Origin of the sequence: Streptomyces sp. NPDC006140 (genome assembly GCF_040628815.1) — a bacterium.
Lineage (GTDB): Bacteria > Actinomycetota > Actinomycetes > Streptomycetales > Streptomycetaceae > Streptomyces.
Genome location: NZ_JBEXTS010000009.1, coordinates 317,343 through 341,743, shown reverse-complemented (window position 1 = coordinate 341,743; position 24,401 = coordinate 317,343). Strand labels below are relative to the sequence as shown.

Here is a 24,401-nt window from a genome sequence, read left to right as displayed (position 1 = left end):
ACGCAGGCAACTTGGCCGACCCGGTCCCGATATACGGACGCGTCAGGCTGGTCAGCGTACGGCCGTGCGGGTGCCGTAAACGGGCCGGGGCGCGCCATGTCGCCCCGGCCCGTTGCCGTGCTCAGGGCTCAGGTGCCCGTGAGGCCCAGGGAGCGCTTCAGGAAGTCCACCTGGAGGAGGAGCAGGTTCTCGGCGACCTGTTCCTGGGGGGTGATGTGCGTGACCCCGGACAGTGGCAGCACCTCGTGCGGGCGGCCGGCGGCCAGCAGGGCCGAGGACAGGCGCAGGGCGTGGGCGACCACGACGTTGTCGTCGGCGAGGCCGTGCACGATCATCAGCGGGCGGTGCGGCTCGGCGGGGGAGGACAGGCCGTCCGCCGTGACCAGGGAACTCTTCGCGTACGGCTCCGGGTGCTCCGCGGGGACGCCCAGGTAGCGCTCCGTGTAGTGCGTGTCGTACAGCCGCCAGTCCGTCACCGGCGCGCCCGCGATCCCCGCGTGGAAGACGTCGGGGCGGCGCAGCACCGCCAGGCCCGCCAGCCAGCCGCCGAAGGACCAGCCGCGGATCGCCACCCGGGACAGGTCCAGGGGGTACCGCCGCGCGAGGTCCCGCAGCGCCTCCACCTGGTCGTCCAGCGACACCGTGAAGTCGTGGTGGACCGCCTTCTCCCACGCGGGGGAGCGGTGCGGGGTGCCGCGGCCGTCCGCGACGACCACCGCGAAGCCCTGGTCCGCGAACCACTGCGAGGTGAGGTGCGCGTTGTGGGCCGCCGCCACCCGCTGGCCGTGCGGACCCCCATAGGGGTCCATCAGCACCGGCAGGGGGGTGTCACCGGCGTAGTCCCGAGGCATAAGCACGGCGCACGGGATGCGGCGTGCGCCCCCCTCGGTGAGCGTCACGCGGGGGGACATACCAGGATCTTCGGCGTACGAGCGGACAGTCGCGGTCGGTTTTCCGTCGCGCAGGACCTGCACCCGCGAACCCGGCCGGTCGAGCGTCGCCGAGACCAGGACCGTCACACCCCCGGCCCGCACCGCCGCGTGCACGCCCGGCTCCTGCGAGACCCGCTCCACGCCCAGCTCGTTGACCCGGTACACATGCACCTGGCCCGTCTCCGCCTCGGCCGCCTCCTCGCCCGCCGAGGCCGAGACCAGCACGTCGTCGCCGGAGACGTCCAGCACGGCCCTGACGTGCAACTGCGCTCCCGTGAGCGGCCGTTCCCCGACCGCCAGGACCCGCGCGCCGCCCTCGTCCGCGATCCGGACCAGCTGCCCGGAGGGGCTCCAGCACGGCACCCCGGCGAAAAGTTCCAGCCATGTTCGATCTTCGTCGGCGTGCACCATCCGCGTCGCGCCCGAGTCCGGATCCACGGCCAGGATCAGCTGGCCGCGCTGGTCACGCGACTGCACGAGCAGCAGCGGCGCACCCGCCCCTGACCAGTGCACACGCGCCAGATACGGGTACCGGGCCCGGTCCCAGACCACCTCCGTGCGCGCCCCGTCCAGGTCGACGACGAACAGCCGCACCTCCGCGTTGCCGGTGCCCGCCGCCGGATACGCCACCCGCTGCGGCTCCCGCTCCGGATGCGCCGGGTCGGCGATCCACCACCGCTCCACCGGCGTGTCGTCCACGCGCGCCACGAGCAGCCGGTCCGACTCCGGCGCCCACCAGAAACCGCGCGCCCGCCCCATCTCCTCGGCCGCGATGAACTCCGCCAGCCCGAACGAGACATTTTCCGACTCCGGCTCGGCGAGCGCCCGGTCGCCCTCTCCCTCGGCGCCCACCACCCGCAGCGCGCCCCGGGCCACATAGGCGACATGCCGCCCGTCGGGCGACGGACGCGGGTCGATCACCGGCCCCGGAGCGGGCAGTTCACGCGCCGTCCCGGCCCGCAGCTCGGCCGCGAAAAGCCGCCCTGACAAGGCGAAAGAGGCCAACTCGACGGCCGAGTCGGTGGCGTACCCGACGATGCCGGCACCGCCCTCGCGGCTGCGTTCGCGCCGGGCCCGCTCCTCCGGCGAGAGGTCCTCCGAGGCACCACCCAGCAGGGCGCGCGGGTCGGCCGCCACGCGCTCCCCGCCCTCCTCCGTGTCGAGGACCCACAACGAACTCGCCCGGTCCGTGCCGGAACCGGAGCGCAGGAACACGACACGCGAACCGTCGGGCGCCACGGTGAACGAACGCGGCGCGCCGAGCGTGAAGCGCTGGGTACGGGCGTGCCGTCGGGGGAAGGAGTCAGGCTCGGTCGTCATGCCCTGACCATATTGGCCATGCGCCCCCTTGTGCGGCCGTGCGCCGATCGATGCGCACGGACGGATAGTTATGATCAATGTCGCATAGTGGGTATGAACCTGCTGGCTGCTGTACGGATTTAATGCCCCCATAGTCCGACCCCCCGCGCCCCTGTGGATCTTTGGAGGTGAGCCGCCGTGGCACTCTCGATTTCGGCGGTGGTGCTGCTGGCGATCATCGTCTTCCTGCTCATCAAGAAGTCAGGGCTGAAGGCGGGGCACGCCATCGTGTGCATGCTGCTCGGCTTCTACCTCGCCTCCTCGACCGTCGCTCCCACGATCAACGAGCTGACGACCAACATCGCGGGCATGATCGGCAGCATCAAGTTCTGACCGTCATGGGACCTCGTAGGGTGGTCCCATGACGGAACTGCCCTCCCGGCGTCTGCTGCTGGTGCACGCGCACCCGGACGACGAGTCGATCAACAACGGCGCGACCATGGCCAGGTACGCGGCCGAGGGTGCCCACGTCACGCTCGTCACCTGCACCCTCGGCGAGCGCGGCGAGGTCATCCCGCCGGAGCTCGCGCACCTGACCGGCGCCGCCCTGGGGCAGCACCGCCGCCGTGAGCTCACCGCCGCCATGGCCGAGCTCGGCGTCCGGGACGTCCGCCTGCTCGGCGGCGCCGGCCGCTACAGCGACTCCGGGATGATGGGCCTGCCCGACAACGACGACCCCGCCTGCTTCTGGCAGGCCGACGTCGACACGGCCGCAGCCCACCTCGTCGAGGTGATCCACGAGGTACGCCCCCAGGTCCTCGTGACCTACGACGACAACGGCGGCTACGGCCACCCCGACCACATCCAGGCCCACCGCGTCGCCATGCGCGCCGCAGAGCTGTCCGCCGAGACCGGCTGGACGATCTCCAAGATCTACTGGAACCGGGTCCCCCGGCCTGTTGTGGAGCAGTCCTTCGCCCGGCTCCGGGAGGACCTGCCCGGCACCCCCTTCACCAAGACGGCCGAGGTCGACGATGTACCCGGGGTCGTGGCCGAGGAGCGGATCACCGCCGTGATCGACGGCACCGCCCACGCCGCCGCCAAGGCCGCCGCGATGCGCGCCCACGCCACCCAGGTCACCGTGGCCGAGCCGTACTTCGTGCTGTCCAACGAACTCGCCCAGCCGATCCTCACCACCGAGTACTACGAGCTGGTGCGGGGCGAGCGGGGCTCCGGCGAGCGGGAGACGGACCTGTTCGCCGGTGTAGAGGAGGCCTCATGAGCGACCGGACGCCGATGCTCGCCCAGCCGATGCGGCCGCCCTCCGCCGGACGGGCCGCCGCCTGCCTGGGGTTCTTCCTGCTCGGGGCCGTCGTGGGGGCGGCCGGGGCGCTCGTGCAGCCGGGGTGGTTCCCGGGCGGGCTGATCCTCGCCCTGGCCGGGGAGGCCGGGCTCGTCCTCGGTGCCGCCCGGGTCCTCCGTGGCCGGGCCGGGGGCGTCGCGGCCGCCGCCGGCTGGATGCTCGCCGTCGTCCTGCTCACCGCCAGCCGCCCGGAGGGCGACTTCCTCTTCGCCGCGGGGAGCGGCTCCTATCTCTTCCTGCTCGGCGGCATCGCCGTGGCTGTGATGTGTGCCACCTTCGCCCCGGGGCGGCAACCCGACGGCGGTCCCGTCCGACTTGGCAAGTGACGTACCGCTTCGCCAGGACCTGCGCGTGGGGGTCCGGTGTGGGTTTCCATGGCGGTCCTGGGATACGGGTGAGAAGTGGCCAGTATGGTGGTGCGCGCCGCCGAGCTGCCCGCGTGAGGTTGTGTCGGGCGGCGGAGCCAACCGGGAGAACCTGCCTTGAGTCGTGAAACTGACACTCCGTCCTCCGGGCCCAACGGGCGCGGCGGAGCCGCCTACCCGTCGGGTACGCCGCCGTACGGGACCCCGACGGTCTCCGACGGCGGTACGGGCGCGGACCGTTCGGCCGCGCGGCCGGAGGAACGCAAGACCGAGACCACGCTGACGACCCGGATCCGGATCAACATCCCCGGGTCGCGGCCCATTCCGCCGGTGGTGGTGCGCAAGCCCGTCGCGGAAGCGGACGGCCCGGGCGACACCGACACGCGCGGTGAGGCGCCGACGGCGCCGGGCGGCACGGCGTCCCGGGGCACGGGCACGGTCGAGTCTCCCGCTGAGCCGGCTCAGCCCGCCGAGGACAAGCCGGCCAGCGACTGGTTCGCACCCCGCAAGTCCGGCGGCGGCAAGGGCGGTCAGGGCAGCGGCTCCACCAACGGGGCCGGTCTGCCGGGCGGTTCCGGTCCGGCGGCGTCCGGTTCCGGCGCGGGTGCGTCCGGTGGGGCCCGGCCCGGTGCCGGACGGCCCGGAGGCGTCGTCGGCTCCATGAGCGCGCCGGGCGGCTCCCGGTCCGGCGGTACGAACGGCGCGGGGCTCCCGGGCGGCGCGACCGGCGGACCCGTCGCGCCCGGGCACGGCGGCGGCACCGGCTCCTTCGACGTCACCGAGGCACTGGCGGCCGGCCCGTTCGGCAACGGCTCGCGTCCCGCCCCGGGCAACGGCGGCGAACCGCGCCGCGACGACCTGCCCTACTTCTCGGACAACGGCGGCGGCCAGAACGGCCAGGGCGGCTACGGCGACCCGGGCGCGTCCCGCGACTTCGGCGAGCACGGCGGCCCCGGCACCCAGGGGCCGACCGGCCCGACCGGCGGCCCGGTCACCGGGGACGGCCCGATGATGCCGCCGGCCGCCGGCCCGGGCGCGCCCGACGGCTTCCAGGGGCAGAACGGCCAGGGCGGTTACACCGAGCGTGGTCCGGGTGGCCCCGGGGGGCCTGGCGCCTTCGGCGAGCCGGGCGGTCCAGGTGGTCCTGGTGGCTTCGGGGAGCCGGGTGGCCCTGGCGGCCCCGGTGCTTTCAACGAGCCGGGCGGTACGGGTGGCCCCGGCGGGCCTGGCGCCTTCGGTGAGCCCGGCGGCCCCGGTGCCTTCAACGAACCGAGTGGCCCCGGTCGTCCGGGTGCTTTCAACGAGCCCGGTGGTCCCGGCGCTCCGGGCGGCCCCGGTGGATACAACGAGCGCGGCGGCCCCGGCGGCCCTGGTGCCTTCGGCGGCCCCGGAGGCCCGGGTGGTCCGGGTGGCCCCGGCGCCCCTGGCACGCCCGGCGCTCCCAGCGCCTTCACCGACCCCGGCCGACCGGGAGCCCCCGGCGCACCCGCCGGTCCGGGCGCCATAGGCGGCCCCGGTGCCCCCGGCGGCCCGGGCGCACCCGGCAGCCCCGCCGGCGCGGGAGGCCCTGGCGGCGGCCTCGCGGCCACGGGCAGCCACCCCACCGTCGGCGGCCCCGCAGGCCCTGGTGCCCCCGGCGGCCCGGGCGGTCCCGCGCGCCCCGGGGGCGGCGCCCCCACCGGCCCCGGTGCCGCAGGCCAGGGCGCCGCAGGCCCGGGCGGTGGCATGAGTGATGACACCGCCATCCTCACCCCGCAGAAGCCGGCCCCCGAGCCGCCGGACGGTCAGGGCTACGCCCCCCGCCACGACAACGTCTCCGGGCACACCGTCACCAGCGGCATCCCGGTGGTACCGCCCGGCACGGCCTCGCCGTTCGGCCCGGGCGCGCCCGGCGACGGCCCGGTGCCGCACACGGCCCCGAAGCTGCCCGAGCCGGGCTCGCCGGCCCCGGCGAGTTCCGCGAAGGCGCCCAAGAAGAAGGGGCGCAGCAAGCTCGTGCTGCTCGCCGCCGGCGTGGTCGTCCTGGCCGGTGGCGTCTACGGCGCCGGCCTGCTGATGAACCGCACCGACGTGCCCAAGGGCACCACCGTGCTCGGCGTCGACATCGGCGGCGGCACCCGCGACGACGCGGTCAAGAAGCTCGACAAGGCCTTCGACGACAACGTCGGCAAGGAGCTGAAGCTGTCGGTGGGCGGCAGGACCGTCGCCCTCGACCCGGACAACGCGGGCCTCCAGTTCGACATGGACGCCACGGCCGACGCGGCGGCGAAGAGCGACTACAACCCGGTCTCCGTGATCGGCTCGCTGTTCGGCAACCACCGGGTCGTCACGCCCGTCATGCCCGTCGACGAGGAGAAGCTGCACGCCTCCCTGGAGAACGCCGCGGGCGGCTCGGGCGCCTCGACCGACGGCACCATCAAGTTCGAGGGCGGCAAGGCCGTCCCCGTCTACGGCAAGCCGGGCAAGGGCATCGACCTCGCCCGGTCGACCAAGGCGGTGGAGGAGGCGTACCGCACCCAGGTGGAGACCGGCGCGGCGGGCACGGTGAACCTGCCGACCACCACCCGGCAGCCGAGCGTCTCGAACGCCGAGGTCGACCGGGTGCTGAAGGAGATCGCGCAGCCCGCGATGTCCGACCTCGTCACCGTCCGCACCGACGCGGCCCACAGCATCGACTTCGGCCGGCTGTCGCTGCCGAAGATCCTCAGCTTCAAGGCCGTCGACGGCAAACTGGTGGACACGTACAACCTCAAGGCCCTCCGAGAGGCCTACGGCACGACCTTCGTGGGCGTCCAGATCGAGGGCGCGAGCGGCAAGAGGGACGTCACACCACAGGACGTCGTCGCGGCACTGCGCAAGGCCCTGCGCGGCAAGACGCCCGCGGAGCGCGTCGGAGTCATCGACACCAAGCCGAACTGACCCCCGGCCGCCCGCCGTACGAGAGCCCCCGCCCGGTGAAGGCGGGGGCTCTCCTCGTCACCCGGCGGGCATGACACCTGTCATACGGCACTCCGGACGCCCGACACTGCCCCCGTCCGCAGGCCCGAAGCCACGATGGCCGTATGACAACGACAGCCTCGGTGGTCGCCTTCGACCAGGTGAGCAAGGCATACGACGCGGTCCGGGCAGTGGACGCACTGACCCTGACCCTGCGCCCGGGGGAGACCGTGGCGCTGCTCGGCCCCAACGGCGCCGGCAAGTCCACCACCCTGGACCTGCTGCTCGGCCTGAAGAACCCGGACAGCGGCACGGTCCGGCTCTTCGGCACCAGCCCCCGGCAGGCCATCGTCGCCGGGCGCGTGGGCGCCATGCTGCAGAGCGGCGGGCTGATGGACGAGGTGACGGTCGCCGAACTCGTGCGGCTCGCCTGCGCCCTGCACCCCAGGCCGTACCAGCCGTCCGAGGTCCTGGCCCGCGCGGGCATCGCGCAGATCGCCGACCGCAAGGTCCACAAGCTCTCCGGCGGCCAGGCCCAGCGCGTCCGCTTCGCCCTGGCCACCGCGGGCGACAGCGATCTCATCGTGCTGGACGAGCCCACCACCGGCATGGACGTCACCACCCGCCACGCCTTCTGGGCCACCATGCGCGAGCAGGCCGACCAGGGCCGGACCGTCCTCTTCGCCACCCACTACCTCGAAGAGGCCGACGCGATCGCCGACCGGGTCCTCGTCCTGCACCGCGGCCGGCTCCTCGCCGACGGCACGGCCGCCGAGATCAAGGCCAAGGCCGGCGTCCGCCGCGTCTCCTTCGACCTGGCGGACCCGATCGACGAGCCGGCGCTGCGCGCCCTGCCCTTCCTGACCTCGCTGACGGTCTCCGGCCGGACCGTCCGCATCCAGTCCGCCGACGCCGACGCCACCGTCCACGCGCTGTACGGCCTCGGCCTCTACCCCCGCAACCTGGAGGTCGCCGGACTCGGCCTGGAGCAGGCTTTCGTCGCCCTCACCACCGCCGAGGAGGCGAAGTCGAAGTGAACAGCCTGATCAAGCTGGAACTCACCCGCGCCCTGCGCAACCGCAAGTTCCTGTTCTTCTCGGTGATCTACCCGTCGGTGCTGTTCCTGATCATCGCCGGCAACGCCGACAGCACCACGAAGGTCCCCGGCACCGGCCTGACCCTCCCGACCTACATGATGGTCTCGATGGCCTCCTTCGGCGCCCTCACCGCCGTCCTCATGGGCAACAGCGAGCGCATCGCCAAGGAGCGCGAGGGCGGCTGGGTGCGGCAGCTGCGCCTGACCGCGCTGCCGGGCCGCGGCTACGTCCTCGCCAAGACCGCGAGCGCCGCCGTCGTCAGCCTGCCGTCCATCGTCATCGTCTTCGTCGTCGCGGCGGCCGTGAAGGACGTGACCCTGGACGCCTGGCAGTGGCTCGCCCTCACCGGCGCGATCTGGGCCGGCAGCCTCGTCTTCGCCGCGCTGGGCGTCGCCATCGGCTACCTGGCCAGCGGGGACGCGGTCCGCCCGATCACGATGATCACCTACTTCGGCCTGTCGATGCTCGGTGGCCTGTGGATGCCCACGACGACGTTCCCCGGCTGGCTGCAGGACATCGCGAAGTGGCTGCCCACGCACGCGTACGCTGCCCTCGGGCAGGCCATCGAGCAGAGCCGCGCCCCGCACGTCCAGGACCTCGCCGTCCTGGTGGTGTCGTTCGCCCTGTTCGCGGGCGGCGCGGCCTGGCTGTACCGGAAGGACACCTTGAAGGCGTGAGCGGCGTAGGCGTCGGTATCGGGCAGCGCCCGGTGAACCGCAGACAGCGGGTCGTGAAGTCGCTGTGGACGGGCATCTGGCTGGTCTACCTGAGCGCTCCCGTCACCGACCTGCTGCACGGCGGCCACGGCACGGGCGTGCGGATCCTCGGCTGGCTGGGCCTGGCCGCGTTCGTCACCTGGTACATGCTGCTGGTCTTCCGCACGGGACGCGGCGAGCGCAACCCCGTGGTGCTCGGCTCGCTCGGGGTGCTCGCCGCCCAGTCCACGCTGCTCGCCCTCACCCTCGGCCGCGAGTGGCTGGTGCTCTTCGTGTACGTGTCGATCGCGTCCGGCGCGGCCCTGCCCCCGCGCCTGGCCCGCTGGACGATCCCGGCCGCGTGCGCGCTGCTGACCGCCGTCGCGTTCGCCACCCACGACGGGCTGGGGTACCTTTCCGGCCTGCTCATTCCGGCCCTCCTCGGCGGCTTCGCGATGACCGGCGTACGCGAACTCGTCCGGACGACCATCGCGCTGCGCGAGGCCCGCGCGACCGTCGCCCAGCTCGCCGCCAACGAGGAGCGCCTGCGCCTGGCCAGGGACCTGCACGACCTGCTCGGCCACTCCCTGTCCCTGATCACGCTGAAGAGCGAGCTGGCCGGCCGGATGCTGCCCGGCCAGCCCGAGAAGGCGGCCCGGCAGGTCGCCGACATCGAGCAGGTCAGCCGCCAGGCCCTGGTCGACGTACGCGAGGCCGTCACCGGCTACCGCCGCCCCCGACTGAACGCCGAACTCGCCGGTGCCCGGGTCGCCCTCGCCGCGGCGGGCGTCACCGCCGAACTGCCCGTCGAGCCCGGCCTCACCGGCGTCCCCGAGGAGAGCGAGTCCGCCCTCGCCTGGGCCCTGCGCGAGGCGGTCACCAACGTCGTACGGCACAGCGGCGCCCGCCGCTGCACGGTGGAGCTGCTGCACCGCCAGACCCTCGACGGCCCGATGCTCGAACTCACCGTCGAGGACAACGGCTCCGGCGGCCCGGGCGACAGCCACGGCAACGGCCTCACGGGCCTCGCCGAACGCCTCGCCAAGGCGGGCGGCACCCTGGAGGCGGGCCCGCTCAAGCGCGGCTTCCGCCTGGTCGCCCGCGTCCCCGCGGCCGGTGCGGCGGACGTAGGATCCCCGGCATGAGCCGCACGATCAAGGTCCTGCTCGCCGAGGACCAGTCGATGGTCCGCGAGGCCCTGGCCGCCCTGCTCGGCCTGGAGGAGGACATCGAGGTCGTCGCCCAGGTGGCCCGCGGCGACGAGGTCCTGGCGGCGGCCCGGGCCCACGCCGTCGACGTGGCGCTCCTGGACATCGAGATGCCCGGCGCGACGGGCATCGAGGCCGCGGCCCGACTCCACGCGGAACTCCCCGCCGTGAAGCTGGTCATCCTCACCACCTTCGGCCGCCCCGGCTACCTGCGCAGCGCCATGGAGTCCGGCGCCGACGCCTTCCTGGTCAAGGACGCCCCCGCCGCCCAGCTGGCCGAGGCGATCCGCAAGGTCCTCACCGGCGAACGCGTCATCGACCCGACGCTCGCGGCAGCGGCCCTGGCGGAGGGCGCCAACCCGCTGACGGACCGCGAGCGCGAGGTCCTCCGCGCGGCGGCCGACGGTTCCACCAACGCGGAACTCGCGGCAGCCCTCCACCTCTCCCAGGGCACGGTCCGCAACTACCTCTCCACGTCGATCCAGAAACTGGCGGTGAGAAACCGCACGGAGGCGGTCCGAGTGGCACGAGACAAGGGCTGGTTGTAGGACGGGCCCCGAAGGGGGCGCGGGGCTGTGTCGATATGCGGCTCCGCCGCGTGGGCGCGATCAACCACGCCGAGCCCGCACCTTCGCACCACGCGAAGCCCCACGGCGAGGGGTCAGTTCAACATCGCCCTGGCCGCGAAAGCCTCCCCCCGCACCTGCTCCGCAGCCCCCTCGTCCACCGCCGAGACGACCTCCGCATAGGCCTCCAACTCCGAGGCCCCACCCAGAAAATCCCCCCGCCGCACCAGCAACCGCGCCCGCTCGTACCGCAACCGCGCCGGATGCGACGGCAGCAGCAGTGACAACTCGACCGCCCACAACGCCACATCCGACCGCTCGGGCCGGGCCGCCGCCCACGCCCGGACGTTGTTCAGGATCCGCAGCACCACGTCCAGCGGATCGGCCGGCCGCAGCATCGCCGCATCCAGGCCCGCCCCCGTCGCCCCGGCCACCAGCAACTCCGCGTCGGCCCCGGTCAGCACCCGCCCGCCGTCGAACGGGTCCGCCAGCACCTGCTCCTCCTCGGGCCCGAACCCGACCACGAAGTGCCCCGGCAGAGCCACCCCGTACACCGGCGCCCCCGCCCGCCGGGCCACCTCCATCCACACCACCGACAGCAGGATCGGCAACCCCCTGCGCCGCACCAGCACCTCGTGCAGCAGCGAGGACTCCAGCCGCTGGTAGTCGGCCGGTGTGCCGTGGAAGCCCATCCGCTCACCGAGCAGCTCCCGCAGGGCGACCGCCCAGGCCCGCGGCCCGCCGGGCCGGTACGGCAGCAGCCCGGCCAGCCGGTCCAGCTCGACCTGCGCGGCGTCGATGCCCGCCTCGTCCAGCCCCCCGTCCGCCTCCGCGCCCACCAGCAGGCACAGCGCCGACAGGTCGGGCCGTTCGGACCGGGCCTCTTCGGCGAACCGCCGCCGCAGCTCGGCGGAACGCTCCGGGGGCGGGGGAAACGGGGGACGCATGGCTGGCTCGTGCCCTCTCACGACGATCGATTACCGGCCGGGGCCGTCGGCGTCAGGCGCCCGGTAGTGGTGGTAGGCGTGGTGCGCCGTGAAGCCCATCCCGGCGTACAGCGCCCGCGCTCCCGCGTTGTCGGTCTCCACCTGGAGCCAGGCGGCCGAGGCGCCCTCGTCGAGCGCCCGCCGGGCCAGCGCGGCCATGACGGCCGTACCGAGCCCCTGGCGCCGCAGCGCCGGGTCGACCTCGACGGCGGCGAACCCGGCCCACCGCCCGTCGACCACACACCGCCCGATGGCGGCCGGCTCCGCGGGCCCGGGCACGGTCGCGAACCACACCGACGGCCCGCTCCCCAGCACCCGCAGCGCCACCTCGCTCACCCCCTTGCGCTGGTACCGGGCCAACCACGCCTCGTCGGCCTCCCGGGACAGCGCGACGCCCGCCGGGTCGCCCAGGTCGGCGACCGGCGCCAGCGGCCCCACCCACAGCTCGGCGGTCACCTCCCGCACCCAGCCCCGCTCCTCCAGCTCGGCGCAGAGCAGCTCCTGCGTGCCCTCGGCGCCGGTCGCGGTCTGGACGTAGGCGGGCAGCCCGCGCTCGCCGTACCACCGGCGGACCGCGCCGAGCGCCTCGTCGAGCGGCACGCCCGGATCGCCGAGCGGCAGGACCGAATTGGCCCGGCGCGTGAAGCCGGACGCGGCCCGCAGCTCCCAGTCCCCGAGCCGCTCGCTCTCCACGGGCCGCCAGGCCCGCGCGGCGACCCGGGCCAGCTCCTCGTAGGAGGCGGCCGGACCGCGGCGACGCGCCGGGGCGGCGGGCACGATCTTGCCCGCGACCAGCGCGGATTCCGCGATGCGGACGCTCTCGCCACTCTTCCGTGTGATCAGCAGCACACCGTTGTCCCATGATGTGAGAACTCCGACCGTATCGGTGAACTTCTCACCCGGGGGACCATGTTCGATCAAGCTCCGTACCGAGACCCGTTTGCCCACGTCAGCAGCGGTGATACGGACCTCGAGTCGCCCGGCGGCAGAGATTTCCACAGGTCAGTTCACCCCTCCTGTTCGGATCATGCCCAGGAACGGAGATACTAGGGGCGGGCATCGACGACGCCGCGCTCCCGCGCGCCAGGCGGCGGAGCCTGAGGAGGCCCGCCAGCGCCCTATCGAGGAGGAACGACAGCGTGACCTACGTCATCGCGCAGCCTTGTGTCGACGTCAAGGACAAGGCGTGCATCGAGGAGTGCCCGGTCGACTGCATCTACGAGGGCCAGCGGTCCTTGTACATCCACCCGGACGAATGCGTCGACTGCGGGGCCTGCGAGCCGGTCTGCCCGGTCGAGGCCATCTTCTACGAGGACGACACTCCCGAGGAGTGGAAGGACTACTACAAGGCGAACGTCGAGTTCTTCGACGAGCTCGGCTCCCCGGGCGGCGCCAGCAAGCTGGGCCTGATCGAGCGCGACCACCCGTTCATCGCCGCGCTGCCGCCGCAGGCCGAGTAATCCCGTAAGCGGCCCGCACTCCGTGCCGCCTCGGTCCCGCACGGCCCGATCACGCCCGATCGCCGTGCGGGGCCGAGGCGTTTGCCGTGACCACTCGGCTCGTACGTACCAGAAAGTGAGCCAGCACCCGTGTCCGCAGTCTCCGACCGCCTCCCCACCTTCCCCTGGGACAAGCTGACGCCGTACAAGGCCACGGCCGCCGCCCACCCGGACGGCATCGTGGACCTGTCCGTCGGCACCCCGGTCGACCCGGTCCCCGAGCTGATCCAGAAAGCGCTGGTCGCCGCGGCGGACTCGCCGGGCTATCCGACCGTCTGGGGCACGCCCGAGCTGCGCGACGCGATCACCGGCTGGGTGGAGCGCCGCCTCGGCGCCCGGGACGTCACCCACCGCCACGTCCTGCCGGTCGTCGGCTCCAAGGAGCTCGTCGCCTGGCTGCCGACCCAGCTGGGCCTCGGCCCCGGCGACCGGGTGGCCTACCCGCGCCTGGCCTACCCGACGTACGAGGTCGGCGCCCGCCTGGCCCGGGCCGAGTACGAGGTCTACGACGACCCGACCGAGCTCGACCCGGCCGGCCTGAAGCTCCTGTGGCTGAACTCCCCGTCCAACCCGACGGGCAGGGTCCTCTCCAAGGCGGACCTGACCCGGATCGTCGCGTGGGCCCGCGAGCACGGCGTCCTGCTCTTCTCGGACGAGTGCTACCTGGAGCTGGGCTGGGAGGCCGACCCGGTCTCGGTGCTGCACCCGGACGTCAACGGCGGCTCGTACGACGGCATCGTCTCCGTGCACTCCCTCTCCAAGCGCTCGAACCTCGCCGGCTACCGGGCGGCCTTCCTGGCCGGTGACCCGGCCGTCCTCGCCCCGCTCCTGGAGATCCGCAAGCACGGCGGCATGATGACGCCCGCGCCGACCCAGGCGGCGGTCGTGGCGGCCCTCGGCGACGACGAGCACGTCCGCGTCCAGCGGGAGCGCTACGCCGCCCGGCGCGCGCTCCTGCGCGAGGCGCTCCTCGCCCACGGCTTCCGCATCGAGCACAGCGAGGCCAGCCTCTACCTGTGGGCCACCCGGGGCGAGTCCTGCTGGGACACCGTCGCCCACCTCGCGGAACGGGGCATCCTGGTGGCCCCGGGCGATTTCTACGGACCCGCGGGCGCCGAGTTCGTCCGCGTGGCGCTGACCGCGACGGACGAGCGGGTGGCGGCGGCCGTACGGCGCCTCTGACCGCTGCCGCGTCCACACGAGCATGCCGAAGAGGTCCAGGGAAGCTCCCTGGACCCCTTCAGGCGTCGGAAACCGGCGTCAGCCGACCGGCAGACTCTTCACCGGCAGCGAGTCGGCGGACGGCACGCCACCCTTCGTCAGTCCGTCCGTCGGCAGCCCGCCCTGGGCGGAACCGGCCGCGTCACCGACGAGCTGCCCGGCGGAACCCGCCGCGTCACCGGCCGCCTTCTGCGCGACGGGCGTGGTCTTCTTGACGGCCTTGCCGCCGGTCTTGCCCGCGGCCGGCACGGCCTTCTTGACGGCCTTGCCGCCGGTGTCACCCGCGGACTGGGTGACGTTCTGCGCCGCGCCGTCGACGGTGTTGCCGACGTTCGCCCCGTCCAGGGCGGTCAGCCCGCCGAGGTTCGGGGTGGCCGGCAGCTCGGGGGCCGCGCTGGCGGAGCCGGCCGCACCGACCCCGGCAGCCGCTCCCGCAGCGACGATCAGCGCGGCACGGGCGATCCGGCGGGTCAGGGGGAGGGACATGGTGCTCCTTCGACGGAGAGAACAGTGAGGTTCGTGAAGTGTCCGACCGGGTCCGGGAGTTGATCGACTGGCTGTTGATCGCCCCGGCTCGGACGCAGTGACTACCGCTCGAAGCCCGTGAAGGTTGCGGCGCCGCAACGTAAAGAGTTGGTAATGCGTCGCATTATCGGCTGCGGATAAAAACGGGCAAAGAGACTCCCGCCCCAGAACCCGCCGAATCCTTCCAGCCCTGTGTTCCCAAGGGTTGTCGCGGATCACGGGACGTGAACGCGAAAACCAGCGCACCCCGTCGCCGCCGAGCCCCGCGGCTGACCCTTCCGGGTGAGCCCCCGCACCCCTGCGCGAGTTAACCCATCGTGACGATACGGACCGCGTCCACGCTGCGCTGCGCCCCCGCGGTGCCCTTCGCCGGGACGTCCCGCCACTCGCTGGCGGTGTTCCCGGCGACCCACTCCCGGCCCGCGTACGTGACCCGCGCGATATGCAGCTCGGAGGCGTTGGCCACGGCCCAGTGCGCCAGCTGCCAGCCGCGCTGGTCCAGGCTCCGCCCGCCGGCCGGACTCGTGTCGGATGCCACCGGCAGCGTCATGGTCCGGTCGCCGTCCCCGTCCGTGGCGCTCGGGGACGGCGACGGCGTGGCCGTCGAGGAGCCGCCCACCTGGGCCCCGGCCGGCTCCAGCACATCGCGCCCGAAGTCCCGCGCGAGCGCGGCACGCACCCCGTCGGCGCCCGTCGCCCGGGTCGCGGCCGGGCGGCCCTCGCAGGTCAGCGTGGCCGCGGACTGCCCGGTCAGGGCCGCGGCGAGCAGCGCGGCGTCCGGCTCGTGCTTGGCGTAGGCCTGCGGGAAACCGCTGCGCTGCACGCGCTGCGCGGCGACCGTGAGCGGCAGCCGTGTGTAGCCGGGCACCTTGACCAGGTGGTCGTAGAACTCGCCCGCCGAGTACGTCGGGTCCATGATCTCCTTCGGCGTGCCCCAGCCCTGCGAGGGGCGCTGCTGGAACAGGCCGAGGGAGTCCCGGTCGCCGTGGCTGATGTTGCGCAGGCTCGACTCCTGGAGCGCGGTCGCCAGCGCGATGGTCACGGCCCGCTCGGGCAGGCCGCGCGCGGTCCCGACGGCGGTGATCGTCGCCGCGTTCACGGCCTGCTCGGGCGTGAACGAGTACGACGCCCCGTCGCCCTTGCCGGAGACGACTTTGCAGCCCGGCTCGCCTGTGCCCCCGGTGACGTACTGCACGACGAGGTAACCGGCGACCGCGAGCAGGATCACGAAAGCGGACCCGCATCGGAAGAGGCGGCCACGACGCTTGGGAGAGGACGGCTCTGGCACGCCGTACAAGGTACTGGAGAGTACGGAGTGCCATGAGCCGGGTGGGGAAGGTGTGCACACGGCATGGCGCGTTAGGGTCGACGGCATGGCCGACACCTCGCTTGACCTCACGCTGGACGCCGCGGAGCTCACCGCCCGGCTCGTCGACTTCCGCTCCGAGAGCGGCACCGAGAAGCCGCTGGCGGACGCGATCGAGACCGCGCTGCGCGCGCTGCCCCACCTGACCGTCGACCGGTACGGCAACAACATCGTCGCCCGCACGAACCTCGGCCGCGCGGAGCGGGTGATCCTCGCCGGACACATCGACACCGTCCCGATCGCGGACAACGTCCCCTCCCGGCTCGACGAGGACGGCGTGCTGTGGGGCTGCGGCACCTGCGACATGAAGTCGGGCGTCGCCGTGCAGCTGCGCATCGCGGCCACGGTCCCCGCCCCGAACCGCGACCTGACCTTCGTCTTCTACGACAACGAGGAGGTCGCCGCGGAGCTGAACGGCCTCAAGCACGTCTCCGAGGCGCACCCCGAGTGGCTGGAGGGCGACTTCGCGGTCCTCCTGGAACCGTCGGACGGCCAGGTCGAGGGCGGCTGCCAGGGCACGCTGCGGGTGCTGCTGAAGACCACGGGCGAGCGGGCCCACTCGGCACGCGGCTGGATGGGCTCCAACGCGATCCACGCGGCCGCCCCGATCCTCGCCCGCCTCGCCTCCTACGAACCCCGCTGGCCGGTCATCGACGGCCTGGAGTACCGCGAGGGCCTGAACGCGGTCGCCGTCAGCGGGGGAGTGGCCGGCAACGTCATCCCCGACGAGTGCGTCGTCACCGTCAACTTCCGCTACGCGCCCGACCGCACGCCCGAGGAGGCCGTGGCGCACGTCCGGGAGGTCTTCGCGGACTGCGGGGTGACGGAGTTCGAGGTCGTCGACCACAGCGGCGCGGCGATGCCCGGCCTGTCCCACCCGGCGGCCAAGGCGTTCATCGAGGCGGTCGGCGGCACCCCGATGCCCAAGTACGGCTGGACCGACGTCTCCCGCTTCTCGGCCCTGGGTGTCCCGGCGGTCAACTACGGCCCGGGCAACCCCCACTTGGCGCACAAGCGGGACGAGCGCGTGGAGGTCGCGAAGATCCTCGCGGGTGAGGAGCGCCTGCGGAACTGGCTGACCGCCTGACCCCACCCGGAGCCCTTCGTGTTTACGGCGCTCCATCGCGGACATGCTCACGTCCCTCGTTCGTAACCCGCGTAGATCTACGCTGAGGTGGAAAGACAGGCACGACGGAGGGAGCGCACATGGCGACCGGCAACCCCGAGGGGAAGAAGCAGCCGCCGGAGGAGAAGCGCCTGGGCCCGGTCCTCCAGCGGCGGGATCAGGTGCAGGCCAGCACGACCGACCAGCGGCTGCTGGACGAGCGGGCCCCCTCCGACTGGGTGCACACCGACCCCTGGCGCGTGCTGCGCATCCAGTCGGAGTTCATCGAGGGCTTCGGCACGCTCGCCGAACTCCCTCCCGCGATCAGCGTGTTCGGCTCGGCCCGGACGCCGGCGGACTCGCCCGAGTACGAGGCCGGGGTGCGGCTGGGCCGGGGTCTGGTGGACGCGGGCTTCGCGGTCATCACGGGCGGCGGCCCGGGCGCGATGGAGGCGGCCAACAAGGGTGCCGTCGAGGCGAGCGGCATCTCGGTCGGCCTGGGTATCGAGCTGCCGTTCGAGCAGGGCCTGAACCCGTACGTCGACATCGGCCTCAACTTCCGCTACTTCTTCGTCCGGAAGATGATGTTCGTCAAGTACGCCCAGGGCTTCGTCGTCCTGCCCGGCGGCCTCGGCACCCTCGACGAACTCTTCGAGGCCCTCACCCTCGTCCAGACGCAGAAGGTGACGCGCTTCCCGATCGTGCTCTTCGGCACGGAGTACTGGGGCGGCCTGGTGAACTGGCTCCGCGACACGGTGATCGCGCAGGGGAAGGCGGCGGAGAAGGACCTGCTGCTGTTCCACGTGACGGACGACGTGGACGAGGCGGTGGCACTGGTGTCCAAGGAGGCGGGGCGGTAGGGGGTCTGTCGGGTCGGGCTTCCTGTTCGGGCGATTCGGGCGCGCGAGTCGGACTTGGTGGCCGGGTGATTCGGGCGGGCGAGCAGGGCTTCGTGTCCGGCTGGTCGGGCGGGCGAGTCGGGCTTCCTGTCCAAGTGATCCGGGTGGTGGGTGGGCACAGGTCCGGGGGGCCAGGGGGCGGAGCCCCCTGGTGCCGGTGCCTCGGCTAGGCCAACCCCCGCCGCGCAACGGACGGCACCTGATGCCCGGCGATCGCCGAGACCATATCCAGCACCTGCCGCGTCTCGGCCACCTCGTGCACCCGGTACACCCGCGCCCCCAGCCACGCGGACACGGCCGTCGTCGCCAACGTCCCCACCACCCGCTCCTTCACGGGCCGGTCCAGCGTCTCCCCGACGAAGTCCTTGTTGGACAGCGACACCAGCACCGGCCACCCCGTGGCGACCATCTCGTCCAGCCGCCGCGTCGCCTCCAGACTGTGCCGCGTGTTCTTCCCGAAGTCGTGCCCGGGGTCGATCATGACCGACTCCCGTGGCACCCCCAGCGCCACCGCCCGCTCGGCCAGCCCGACCGTGACCTCCAGAATGTCGGCCATGACATCGTCGTACTCGATCCGGTGCGGCCGGGTCCGCGGCTCCGCGCCTCCCGCGTGCGTGCACACGAGCCCGACCTGGTAGCGCGCGGCGACCTCCGCGAGCCCCGGGTCGACCCCGCCCCACGCGTCGTTCAGCAGGTCCGCCCCGGCCTCGCACACGGCCTCGCCGACCTCGGCCCGCCACGTGTCGACGCTGATGATCACGTCCGGGAACCGTCGCCGCACCTCCGCCACGAACCCGACCGTCCGCCGGGCCTCCTCCGCGGCCGTGACCTCCTCGCCCGGCCCGGCCTTGACCCCGCCGATGTCGATGATCGCGGCCCCCTCGGCCACCGCCTGCTCCACGCGCGCGAGGGCCGGCTCGTCGCGGAAGGTGGCGCCCTGGTCGTAGAACGAGTCGGGGGTCCGGTTCACGATCGCCATGATCACCGGCTCGTGCGGCCCGAATTCCCGCCTGCCCAGCCTGAGCATCCCCTGTGACCTTTCCTGGTACGTCCCCGTCTTCCGCCGCCTGCGACCCTAACTGTCAGAGTCGCATGGCACGATCGGAGCCTGACAACATCCGACTCGGCAGACTCCGAAGAGTCCGATCCGTCCGACCGTGGGGGCCCCGCGATGGTTATGTTCCTGTTCCTGGTCGTCGCGCTCGCCGTCGTGGTCGCGGCGGTGACCCTCGCCGTGGTGGGCGGCGGCGAGAACGGTCCGCTGCCCGAGGCCGCCCCCGAGCGGCTGCGGGACCCGCTGCCGCCGGACCGCCCGGTCGACCGCGCGGACGTGGAGGGCCTGCGCTTCCCGCTCGCCGCCCGCGGCTACCGCATGGCGGACGTGGACGACGCCCTCAGCCGCCTGGGCGCCGAGCTCGCCGAACGCGACGCCCGCATCGCCGACCTGGAGTCGGCCCTGGCGGGCGCCCGAGCGGCGGCCACCCACACCGGGGAGCACCACGTGTCCATGGACAAGCCCGCCCCGAGGCAGGAGGACCGGCCGTGAGCGACGGCGCCGCCCTCGCCGGCCCGGACGGCGCACTGCGCTGCCCCTGGGCCCTGTCCGCCCCGGAGTACGTGGCGTACCACGACGAGGAGTGGGGCCGCGCGGTCCACGGCGACGACGCGCTGTTCGAGCGGCTCAGCCTGGAGGCCTTCCAGTCCGGCCTGTCCTGGATCACGATCCTGCGCCGCCGCCCAGGCTTCCGCGCCGCCTTCGCCGACTTCAAGATCGCGTCGGTGGCCGCCTTCACCGACGAGGACCGCGAGCGCCTTCTGGCCGACGCCGGCATCATCCGCAACCGCGCCAAGATCGACGCGACCCTCGCCAACGCGCGCGTGCTCGCCGAGTGGTCCCCCGGCGACCTGGACGCCCTGATCTGGTCCCACGCCCCCGACCCGGCGACCCGCCCGGTCCCCAAGACGCTCTCCGACGTCCCTCCCGTCACCCCGGAGTCGACGGCCTTGTCCAAGGCATTGAAGAAGCGGGGCCTCCGCTTCGTCGGCCCCACGACGGCGTACGCCCTGATGCAGGCGTGCGGCCTGGTCGACGACCACCTGGAAACCTGCGTGGCGAGAAGCGCCCCGTAAGGGGCGCTGGGCTGTGCCGATATGGCCTCCGCGATGCGAAGCCCCCGAACTCACCGGCCCAGATACTTCGGCTTCTCCTTGTTGACGAAGGCCTGCACGGCGATCGCGTGATCCTCGGAGGACCCGGCCCGCGTCTGCAGCTCGTCCTCCTTCTCCAGGGCCTCCTCCAAGGAGTGCGTCAACCCGAACGCCACCGACTCCTTCAGCGCCGCGTAAGCCACCGTCGGCCCCTCGGCCAGCGCCCGCGCCACCTTCCCGGCCTCGGCCCGCAGCTCTCCGGCCGGCACCACCCGGTTGGCGATCCCCAGCTCGTACGCCTCCTGCGCGCCGATACTCCGAGGGAAGAGCAGCAGGTCAGCGGCCCGGCCCGGTCCGACCACCCGGGGCAGCGTCCAGGAGATCCCCGAGTCCGCGGTCAGGGCGACCCCCGCGAAGGACGTGTTGAACGCCGCCGTGTCCGCCACGATCCGGTAGTCCGCGGCGAGCGCGAAACCGAAGCCCGCCCCCGCCGCCACCCCGTTCACCGCGGCGACGACCGGCTTCGCCGCCCCGGCCAGCGCCCGCACGATCGGGTTGTAGTGCTCCCGCACCGTGCTCATGGTCTGCCCCGAGCCGGCCTCCCGGTCCGCGGCCAGCAGCCCGATGTGCTCCTTCAGGTCCTGCCCGACGCAGAACGCCCGGTCACCGGCGGCGGTGAGCAGCACCGCCCGCACGGCGGCGTCGTCCGCCGCCGACCGGACCGCCTCCCGCAGGGCGACCTTGGTCTCCACGTTCAGCGCGTTCATCGCCTCCGGGCGGTTCAGCGTGATCGTCGCGAGTCCGTCGCTCACCTCGTAGAGCACGGTGTCGGCCATGGCGTATCCCCTCCGTGTCGCGGCTCGGGGACGTACCGGCCGGTACGTCCCGGGTCTGCAGGACAGCATGACGGAGATCGCCGACCGCGGACCGGGCCGGACGTGTGACCTGCGTCAAAGAATTCTCACCCGAATCCGTTCGGCGGATGTGAGCAGGGTGGCGGAGTATCGCAGTCTCATCGCCGAATTGAGTGGTTTTGCTCGCGTGCGTTGCCCAAGCGATGCCTACTGATGTTGGTCATCGGGTCCTGAGATGCGGGATAATGGCTTGGAAGCAATGTGTTCGATGCCGGTGTCGCGTGTCCTGTCTCAAGGACCGCACGTGTGCCCTTCTCAGGGCCGTCGGCTTTGACGATGAGCTGGGTTTCAGGAAGGGGAACGAGCATGGCGGCCATGAAGCCGCGAACGGGTGATGGCCCGCTCGAGGTGACCAAGGAGGGGCGGGGCATCGTCATGCGCGTTCCGCTCGAAGGCGGCGGTCGGCTCGTCGTCGAGCTGACCCCGGACGAGGCCGACGCCCTGGGCGACGCCCTCAAGAAGGTCGTCGGCTGACGCGCAAGCGACCATACCCTTTCAGCTGCCCCGGCATCACATGAGGTGCCGGGGCGGCTGTTTTCTCACCGCTGACTCTCGCCTGCCCCGGCTTCCGTTCCCCTAACGCGCCCGCGGGCTACCGTTTCACCGCGCACAGCAGACCGTCGCCCACCGGCAGCAGCGACGGCACCAGCTCCTGGCTCTCGCGCACCGCGCGCAGCAGCTCCCGCAGTCGCAGCACCTCGGTGGGCTGCGGGCCGGAGTCCACCGTCCGGCCATTGGCGAAGGCGCCCTCGAAGACGACCAGTCCGCCGGGGCGGAGCAGACGCAACGATTCGGCGAGGTAGTCCATCACCTCGAGGCGGTCACCGTCGCAGAAGACGAGGTCGTAGCCGGCGTCGGCCAGACGGGGCAGCACGTCCAGGGCGCGGCCCGGGATGAAGCGGGCCCGGTTGCTGGCGAAGCCCGAAGCGCGGAAGGCCTGGCGGGCGAACTGCTGGTGCTCCGGCTCCGGGTCCACGGTCGTCAGGACACCGTCGGGCCGCATACCGTGCAGGAGGTGGATCCCGGAGACACCGCAGCCGGTCCCGATCTCCGCGACGGCCTTCGCGTCGACGGAGGCGGCCAGCAACCGCAGCGCGGCGCCCGTGCCGGGCGACACCGAGCGCAGCCCTGCCTCGCGGGCCCGGTCCCGGGCCCAGTGCAGCGCTTCGTCCTCGGCGACATAGGCGTCGGCGAACGCCCAGCTCGTCTGCCGGTTGCCGGTAATGACCCTCTCCTGTCCCCGTGAATGCCTGGGCGTGACTGTATCCGTTGGGCCCGGGAACCCGCAGATGGGACCGGTCGTTTGAAGGGATGAGCAAGCGGCGCGGGCCGGGACGGGGGGCAGGCAGTGGATCAGGACGCCGAGCAAGTGCCGACGCAGCAGTACGAGGCGTATCAGCCCAGATCAAATTCTCGTAAAACCGCTTATCCGGTCCTAACGGGCGAGGTGGCTATGGTAGGGGCTCCACTGGACACCACCAGAGCTGACAGGGGAGGTGCGGCTGCGCCTGTGGATCGCGGGGGAGTGCTCCGGCGCTTCCTCGGATCAGCGGGCAGGCCGACATCCGTGAACGACACCGCTGCTGACCACCACGCCGCCGGCTTCGCCCAGACCGCGACCTTCACCACCGACGCGGACGGGCAGGCGTGGACTCCGCCCACGTGGGAGGAGATCGTCAGCACGCACAGCGGCCGGGTCTACCGGCTCGCCTACCGTCTGACCGGCAACCAGCACGACGCGGAGGACCTCACACAGGAGGTCTTCGTCCGCGTCTTCCGCTCCCTGTCGACCTACACGCCCGGCACCTTCGAGGGCTGGCTGCACCGCATCACCACGAACCTGTTCCTGGACATGGTCCGCCGCAAGCAGCGCATCCGCTTCGACGCCCTCGGCGAGGACGCGGCCGAGCGGCTGCCCAGCAAGGAGCCCACCCCCCAGCAGGTCTTCAACGACGCGCACTTCGACGCGGACGTCCAGCAGGCCCTCGACACCCTCGCCCCCGAGTTCCGCGCCGCGGTCGTCCTGTGCGACATCGAAGGACTCTCGTACGAGGAGATCGCCGCGACCCTCGGCGTCAAGCTCGGCACGGTCCGCTCGCGGATCCACCGCGGCCGCTCCCAGCTGCGCAAGGCCCTCGCGCACCGCTCCCCGGAGGCGCGCGCCGAGCGCCGCTCCTTCGTGCCCCGTGTTCCCGCCCTGGGAGGAGGGGGCGCGAGCGCGTGAGCGGATCACGGCCGAAAGCTTCCGAGGGACACCTCGCAGAGCAGCACCTGGGAGACCGACTCTCCGCCCTGGTGGACGGAGAGCTCGGTCATGACGCGCGTGAGCGCGTACTGGCGCATGTCGCCACCTGCGCGAAGTGCAAGGCGGAGGTGGACGCCCAGCGCCGGCTGAAGAACGTCTTCGCGGAAGCGGCCCCGCCGCCCCCCTCCGAGAGTTTCCTGGCCCGCCTGCAGGGACTACCCGCGGGCAGCGGCCCGGACGGTGACGAACTGCCGCCGGGCGGGGGAGGGCTGCCCGGCGGACTGACCGGGCGGTTCGGATCGTCCGGCGCCTTCGGGATGAAGCGCGGCGACCGGTTCGAGTTCGGGTACGCCCCGTCCCGGCCGCACCTGCCCGTGCTGCCGTCCTCCGCGGGGGGCGGGCGCCTCCCCGGGGGCGACCGCGGCCTCCCCTCCGACCCCCGCGGCCTGCCGTCGGGAAGCCGGGGCTTCCGTATCCACGACGTCGGCCGGCACGAGACGGACCGATCCTCCTCGCGGCTGCGGTTCGCCTTCGTGGCCGCCGGGGCCGTGTCCCTGGCCGCGATCGCCCTCGGCGGCGTCACCACCGGCAGCCCGACCGACGCGGAAGCCCGCGGCGGCTCCGGCACGGGGAGCAACGTGACCCCGATGCGCCCGCAGGGCGGGGGCGCCGCGACGGCGCCCGAATCCCAGCGGCGCCGGGCCGTGGGGCCGCTGCTCGGGCAGGTGCACGGCCAGAGCGCGCTCGGCGACACCCCGGCCGCGCCGACCGAGGTGTCCGCACCCCTGCTGCCCGGAGTGCCGCAGCCCGCCGTCCGGCACCAGGTGGTGCACGCGCTGACCGCCCCGGTGATGGCCGGCGCGGCCGTCATGTCCCCGCTGATACGCCCGCTCGAGGCCGCCCCGCCGGCCCCCTTGCACTCCTGGGCGGCGGTCCCCGAGATCACGGCGCCCCTGCTCGCCGTGCCCCTCCCGGACACCACCTCGTCCCCCTCTCCGCCCTCCTCCGCACACAGGGCCCGCTGACCGGCC

General features: G+C 73.1%; 25 protein-coding genes. 17 read left to right on the top strand and 8 right to left on the bottom strand.

Going from position 1 to position 24,401, the window contains the following annotated elements; translation table 11 throughout:
- Window positions 1-128: 128 nt before the first annotated feature.
- Window positions 129-2,252: a prolyl oligopeptidase family serine peptidase gene (locus ABZ386_RS24450; RefSeq protein WP_356615183.1), complete on the bottom strand. Its 2,124-nt coding sequence runs from the start codon at window positions 2,250-2,252 to the stop codon at window positions 129-131.
- A 177-nt stretch (window positions 2,253-2,429) separates the two neighbouring features.
- Between ABZ386_RS24450 and ABZ386_RS24445 the strand changes: the two genes are divergently transcribed.
- From ABZ386_RS24445 to ABZ386_RS24410, 8 genes are all read left to right on the top strand, one after another.
- Complete coding sequence (locus ABZ386_RS24445) at window positions 2,430-2,624, top strand: hypothetical protein (protein WP_030842840.1); 195 nt, start codon at window positions 2,430-2,432, stop codon at window positions 2,622-2,624.
- A gap of 28 nt (window positions 2,625-2,652) precedes the next feature.
- On the top strand, window positions 2,653-3,513 hold the full coding sequence (mshB, locus tag ABZ386_RS24440; protein ID WP_358965818.1) for an N-acetyl-1-D-myo-inositol-2-amino-2-deoxy-alpha-D-glucopyranoside deacetylase: 861 nt from the start codon (window positions 2,653-2,655) through the stop codon (window positions 3,511-3,513).
- Complete coding sequence (locus ABZ386_RS24435) at window positions 3,510-3,920, top strand: DUF6113 family protein (RefSeq protein ID WP_351348278.1); 411 nt, start codon at window positions 3,510-3,512, stop codon at window positions 3,918-3,920. The genes mshB and ABZ386_RS24435 overlap by 4 nt, the downstream gene beginning before the upstream one ends.
- 156 nt (window positions 3,921-4,076) lie before the next feature.
- Entirely contained in the window at window positions 4,077-6,878 is a 2,802-nt protein-coding gene (locus ABZ386_RS24430) for a hypothetical protein (protein ID WP_358965816.1), read from the top strand.
- A 143-nt stretch (window positions 6,879-7,021) separates the two neighbouring features.
- A complete protein-coding gene (locus ABZ386_RS24425; RefSeq protein ID WP_356501970.1) occupies window positions 7,022-7,933 on the top strand; it encodes an ABC transporter ATP-binding protein in 912 nt (303 codons plus the stop codon).
- Window positions 7,930-8,670: an ABC transporter permease gene (locus ABZ386_RS24420; protein WP_351348284.1), complete on the top strand. Its 741-nt coding sequence runs from the start codon at window positions 7,930-7,932 to the stop codon at window positions 8,668-8,670. The genes ABZ386_RS24425 and ABZ386_RS24420 overlap by 4 nt, the downstream gene beginning before the upstream one ends.
- A complete protein-coding gene (locus ABZ386_RS24415; protein WP_356501966.1) occupies window positions 8,667-9,833 on the top strand; it encodes a sensor histidine kinase in 1,167 nt (388 codons plus the stop codon). The genes ABZ386_RS24420 and ABZ386_RS24415 overlap by 4 nt, the downstream gene beginning before the upstream one ends.
- Complete coding sequence (locus tag ABZ386_RS24410; protein WP_356615200.1) at window positions 9,830-10,444, top strand: response regulator transcription factor; 615 nt, start codon at window positions 9,830-9,832, stop codon at window positions 10,442-10,444. Before ABZ386_RS24415 ends, ABZ386_RS24410 begins: the two co-directional genes overlap by 4 nt.
- A gap of 113 nt (window positions 10,445-10,557) precedes the next feature.
- On the opposite strand, the gene ABZ386_RS24405 is transcribed toward ABZ386_RS24410, so the two are convergent.
- A complete protein-coding gene (locus ABZ386_RS24405) occupies window positions 10,558-11,409 on the bottom strand; it encodes a transglutaminase-like domain-containing protein (RefSeq protein ID WP_351348290.1) in 852 nt (283 codons plus the stop codon).
- Between the two features lie 30 nt (window positions 11,410-11,439).
- Window positions 11,440-12,447, bottom strand: a complete 1,008-nt coding sequence (locus ABZ386_RS24400) for a GNAT family N-acetyltransferase (protein WP_356501964.1) — start codon at window positions 12,445-12,447, stop codon at window positions 11,440-11,442.
- Between the two features lie 140 nt (window positions 12,448-12,587).
- Here ABZ386_RS24400 and fdxA point away from each other — a divergent pair, with 140 nt between their 5' ends.
- Together fdxA and ABZ386_RS24390 are read left to right on the top strand one after the other, a co-directional pair.
- The gene (gene fdxA, locus ABZ386_RS24395) at window positions 12,588-12,908 is read left to right on the top strand and encodes a ferredoxin (protein WP_030929316.1); all 321 of its coding nucleotides are present in this window, start codon (window positions 12,588-12,590) and stop codon (window positions 12,906-12,908) included.
- Window positions 12,909-13,037: 129 nt separating this feature from the next.
- Window positions 13,038-14,129, top strand: a complete 1,092-nt coding sequence (locus ABZ386_RS24390; RefSeq protein ID WP_351348295.1) for a bifunctional succinyldiaminopimelate transaminase/glutamate-prephenate aminotransferase — start codon at window positions 13,038-13,040, stop codon at window positions 14,127-14,129.
- Between the two features lie 78 nt (window positions 14,130-14,207).
- On the opposite strand, the gene ABZ386_RS24385 is transcribed toward ABZ386_RS24390, so the two are convergent.
- The gene (locus ABZ386_RS24385; RefSeq protein WP_356524078.1) at window positions 14,208-14,654 is read right to left on the bottom strand and encodes an ATP-binding protein; all 447 of its coding nucleotides are present in this window, start codon (window positions 14,652-14,654) and stop codon (window positions 14,208-14,210) included.
- Window positions 14,655-15,000: 346 nt separating this feature from the next.
- The gene (locus ABZ386_RS24380) at window positions 15,001-15,921 is read right to left on the bottom strand and encodes a heavy metal transporter (RefSeq protein WP_356501962.1); all 921 of its coding nucleotides are present in this window, start codon (window positions 15,919-15,921) and stop codon (window positions 15,001-15,003) included.
- Between the two features lie 145 nt (window positions 15,922-16,066).
- On the opposite strand from ABZ386_RS24380, the gene dapE reads away from it, so the two are divergent.
- Window positions 16,067-17,146, top strand: a complete 1,080-nt coding sequence (dapE, locus tag ABZ386_RS24375) for a succinyl-diaminopimelate desuccinylase (RefSeq protein ID WP_351348299.1) — start codon at window positions 16,067-16,069, stop codon at window positions 17,144-17,146.
- Window positions 17,147-17,265: 119 nt separating this feature from the next.
- Window positions 17,266-18,024, top strand: coding sequence for a TIGR00730 family Rossman fold protein (locus ABZ386_RS24370; RefSeq protein ID WP_114255151.1), 759 nt, complete (start codon window positions 17,266-17,268; stop codon window positions 18,022-18,024).
- A 205-nt stretch (window positions 18,025-18,229) separates the two neighbouring features.
- On the opposite strand, the gene folP is transcribed toward ABZ386_RS24370, so the two are convergent.
- The gene (gene folP, locus ABZ386_RS24365; protein WP_356501960.1) at window positions 18,230-19,090 is read right to left on the bottom strand and encodes a dihydropteroate synthase; all 861 of its coding nucleotides are present in this window, start codon (window positions 19,088-19,090) and stop codon (window positions 18,230-18,232) included.
- Between the two features lie 150 nt (window positions 19,091-19,240).
- On the opposite strand from folP, the gene ABZ386_RS24360 reads away from it, so the two are divergent.
- Window positions 19,241-19,609: a DivIVA domain-containing protein gene (locus tag ABZ386_RS24360; protein ID WP_351348346.1), complete on the top strand. Its 369-nt coding sequence runs from the start codon at window positions 19,241-19,243 to the stop codon at window positions 19,607-19,609.
- Complete coding sequence (locus ABZ386_RS24355; RefSeq protein ID WP_114255154.1) at window positions 19,606-20,193, top strand: DNA-3-methyladenine glycosylase I; 588 nt, start codon at window positions 19,606-19,608, stop codon at window positions 20,191-20,193. The genes ABZ386_RS24360 and ABZ386_RS24355 overlap by 4 nt, the downstream gene beginning before the upstream one ends.
- Window positions 20,194-20,243: 50 nt before the next feature.
- Here ABZ386_RS24355 and ABZ386_RS24350 read toward each other — a convergent pair whose 3' ends face one another.
- Window positions 20,244-21,047 (bottom strand): enoyl-CoA hydratase-related protein, encoded by an 804-nt coding sequence (locus tag ABZ386_RS24350; protein ID WP_114255155.1) that lies wholly within the window; start codon window positions 21,045-21,047, stop codon window positions 20,244-20,246.
- A 384-nt stretch (window positions 21,048-21,431) separates the two neighbouring features.
- Between ABZ386_RS24350 and ABZ386_RS24345 the strand changes: the two genes are divergently transcribed.
- Window positions 21,432-21,599: a DUF3117 domain-containing protein gene (locus ABZ386_RS24345; RefSeq protein ID WP_003966491.1), complete on the top strand. Its 168-nt coding sequence runs from the start codon at window positions 21,432-21,434 to the stop codon at window positions 21,597-21,599.
- Between the two features lie 118 nt (window positions 21,600-21,717).
- On the opposite strand, the gene ABZ386_RS24340 is transcribed toward ABZ386_RS24345, so the two are convergent.
- Complete coding sequence (locus ABZ386_RS24340; protein ID WP_269803235.1) at window positions 21,718-22,416, bottom strand: O-methyltransferase; 699 nt, start codon at window positions 22,414-22,416, stop codon at window positions 21,718-21,720.
- A 234-nt stretch (window positions 22,417-22,650) separates the two neighbouring features.
- Here ABZ386_RS24340 and sigE point away from each other — a divergent pair, with 234 nt between their 5' ends.
- A complete protein-coding gene (sigE, locus tag ABZ386_RS24335; protein WP_037766263.1) occupies window positions 22,651-23,349 on the top strand; it encodes an RNA polymerase sigma factor SigE in 699 nt (232 codons plus the stop codon).
- Window positions 23,346-24,395 carry a zf-HC2 domain-containing protein gene (locus tag ABZ386_RS24330; RefSeq protein WP_351348306.1) on the top strand — a complete coding sequence of 350 codons (1,050 nt, stop codon included), beginning with the start codon at window positions 23,346-23,348 and terminating at the stop codon, window positions 24,393-24,395. The genes sigE and ABZ386_RS24330 overlap by 4 nt, the downstream gene beginning before the upstream one ends.
- Window positions 24,396-24,401 lie beyond the last annotated feature (6 nt).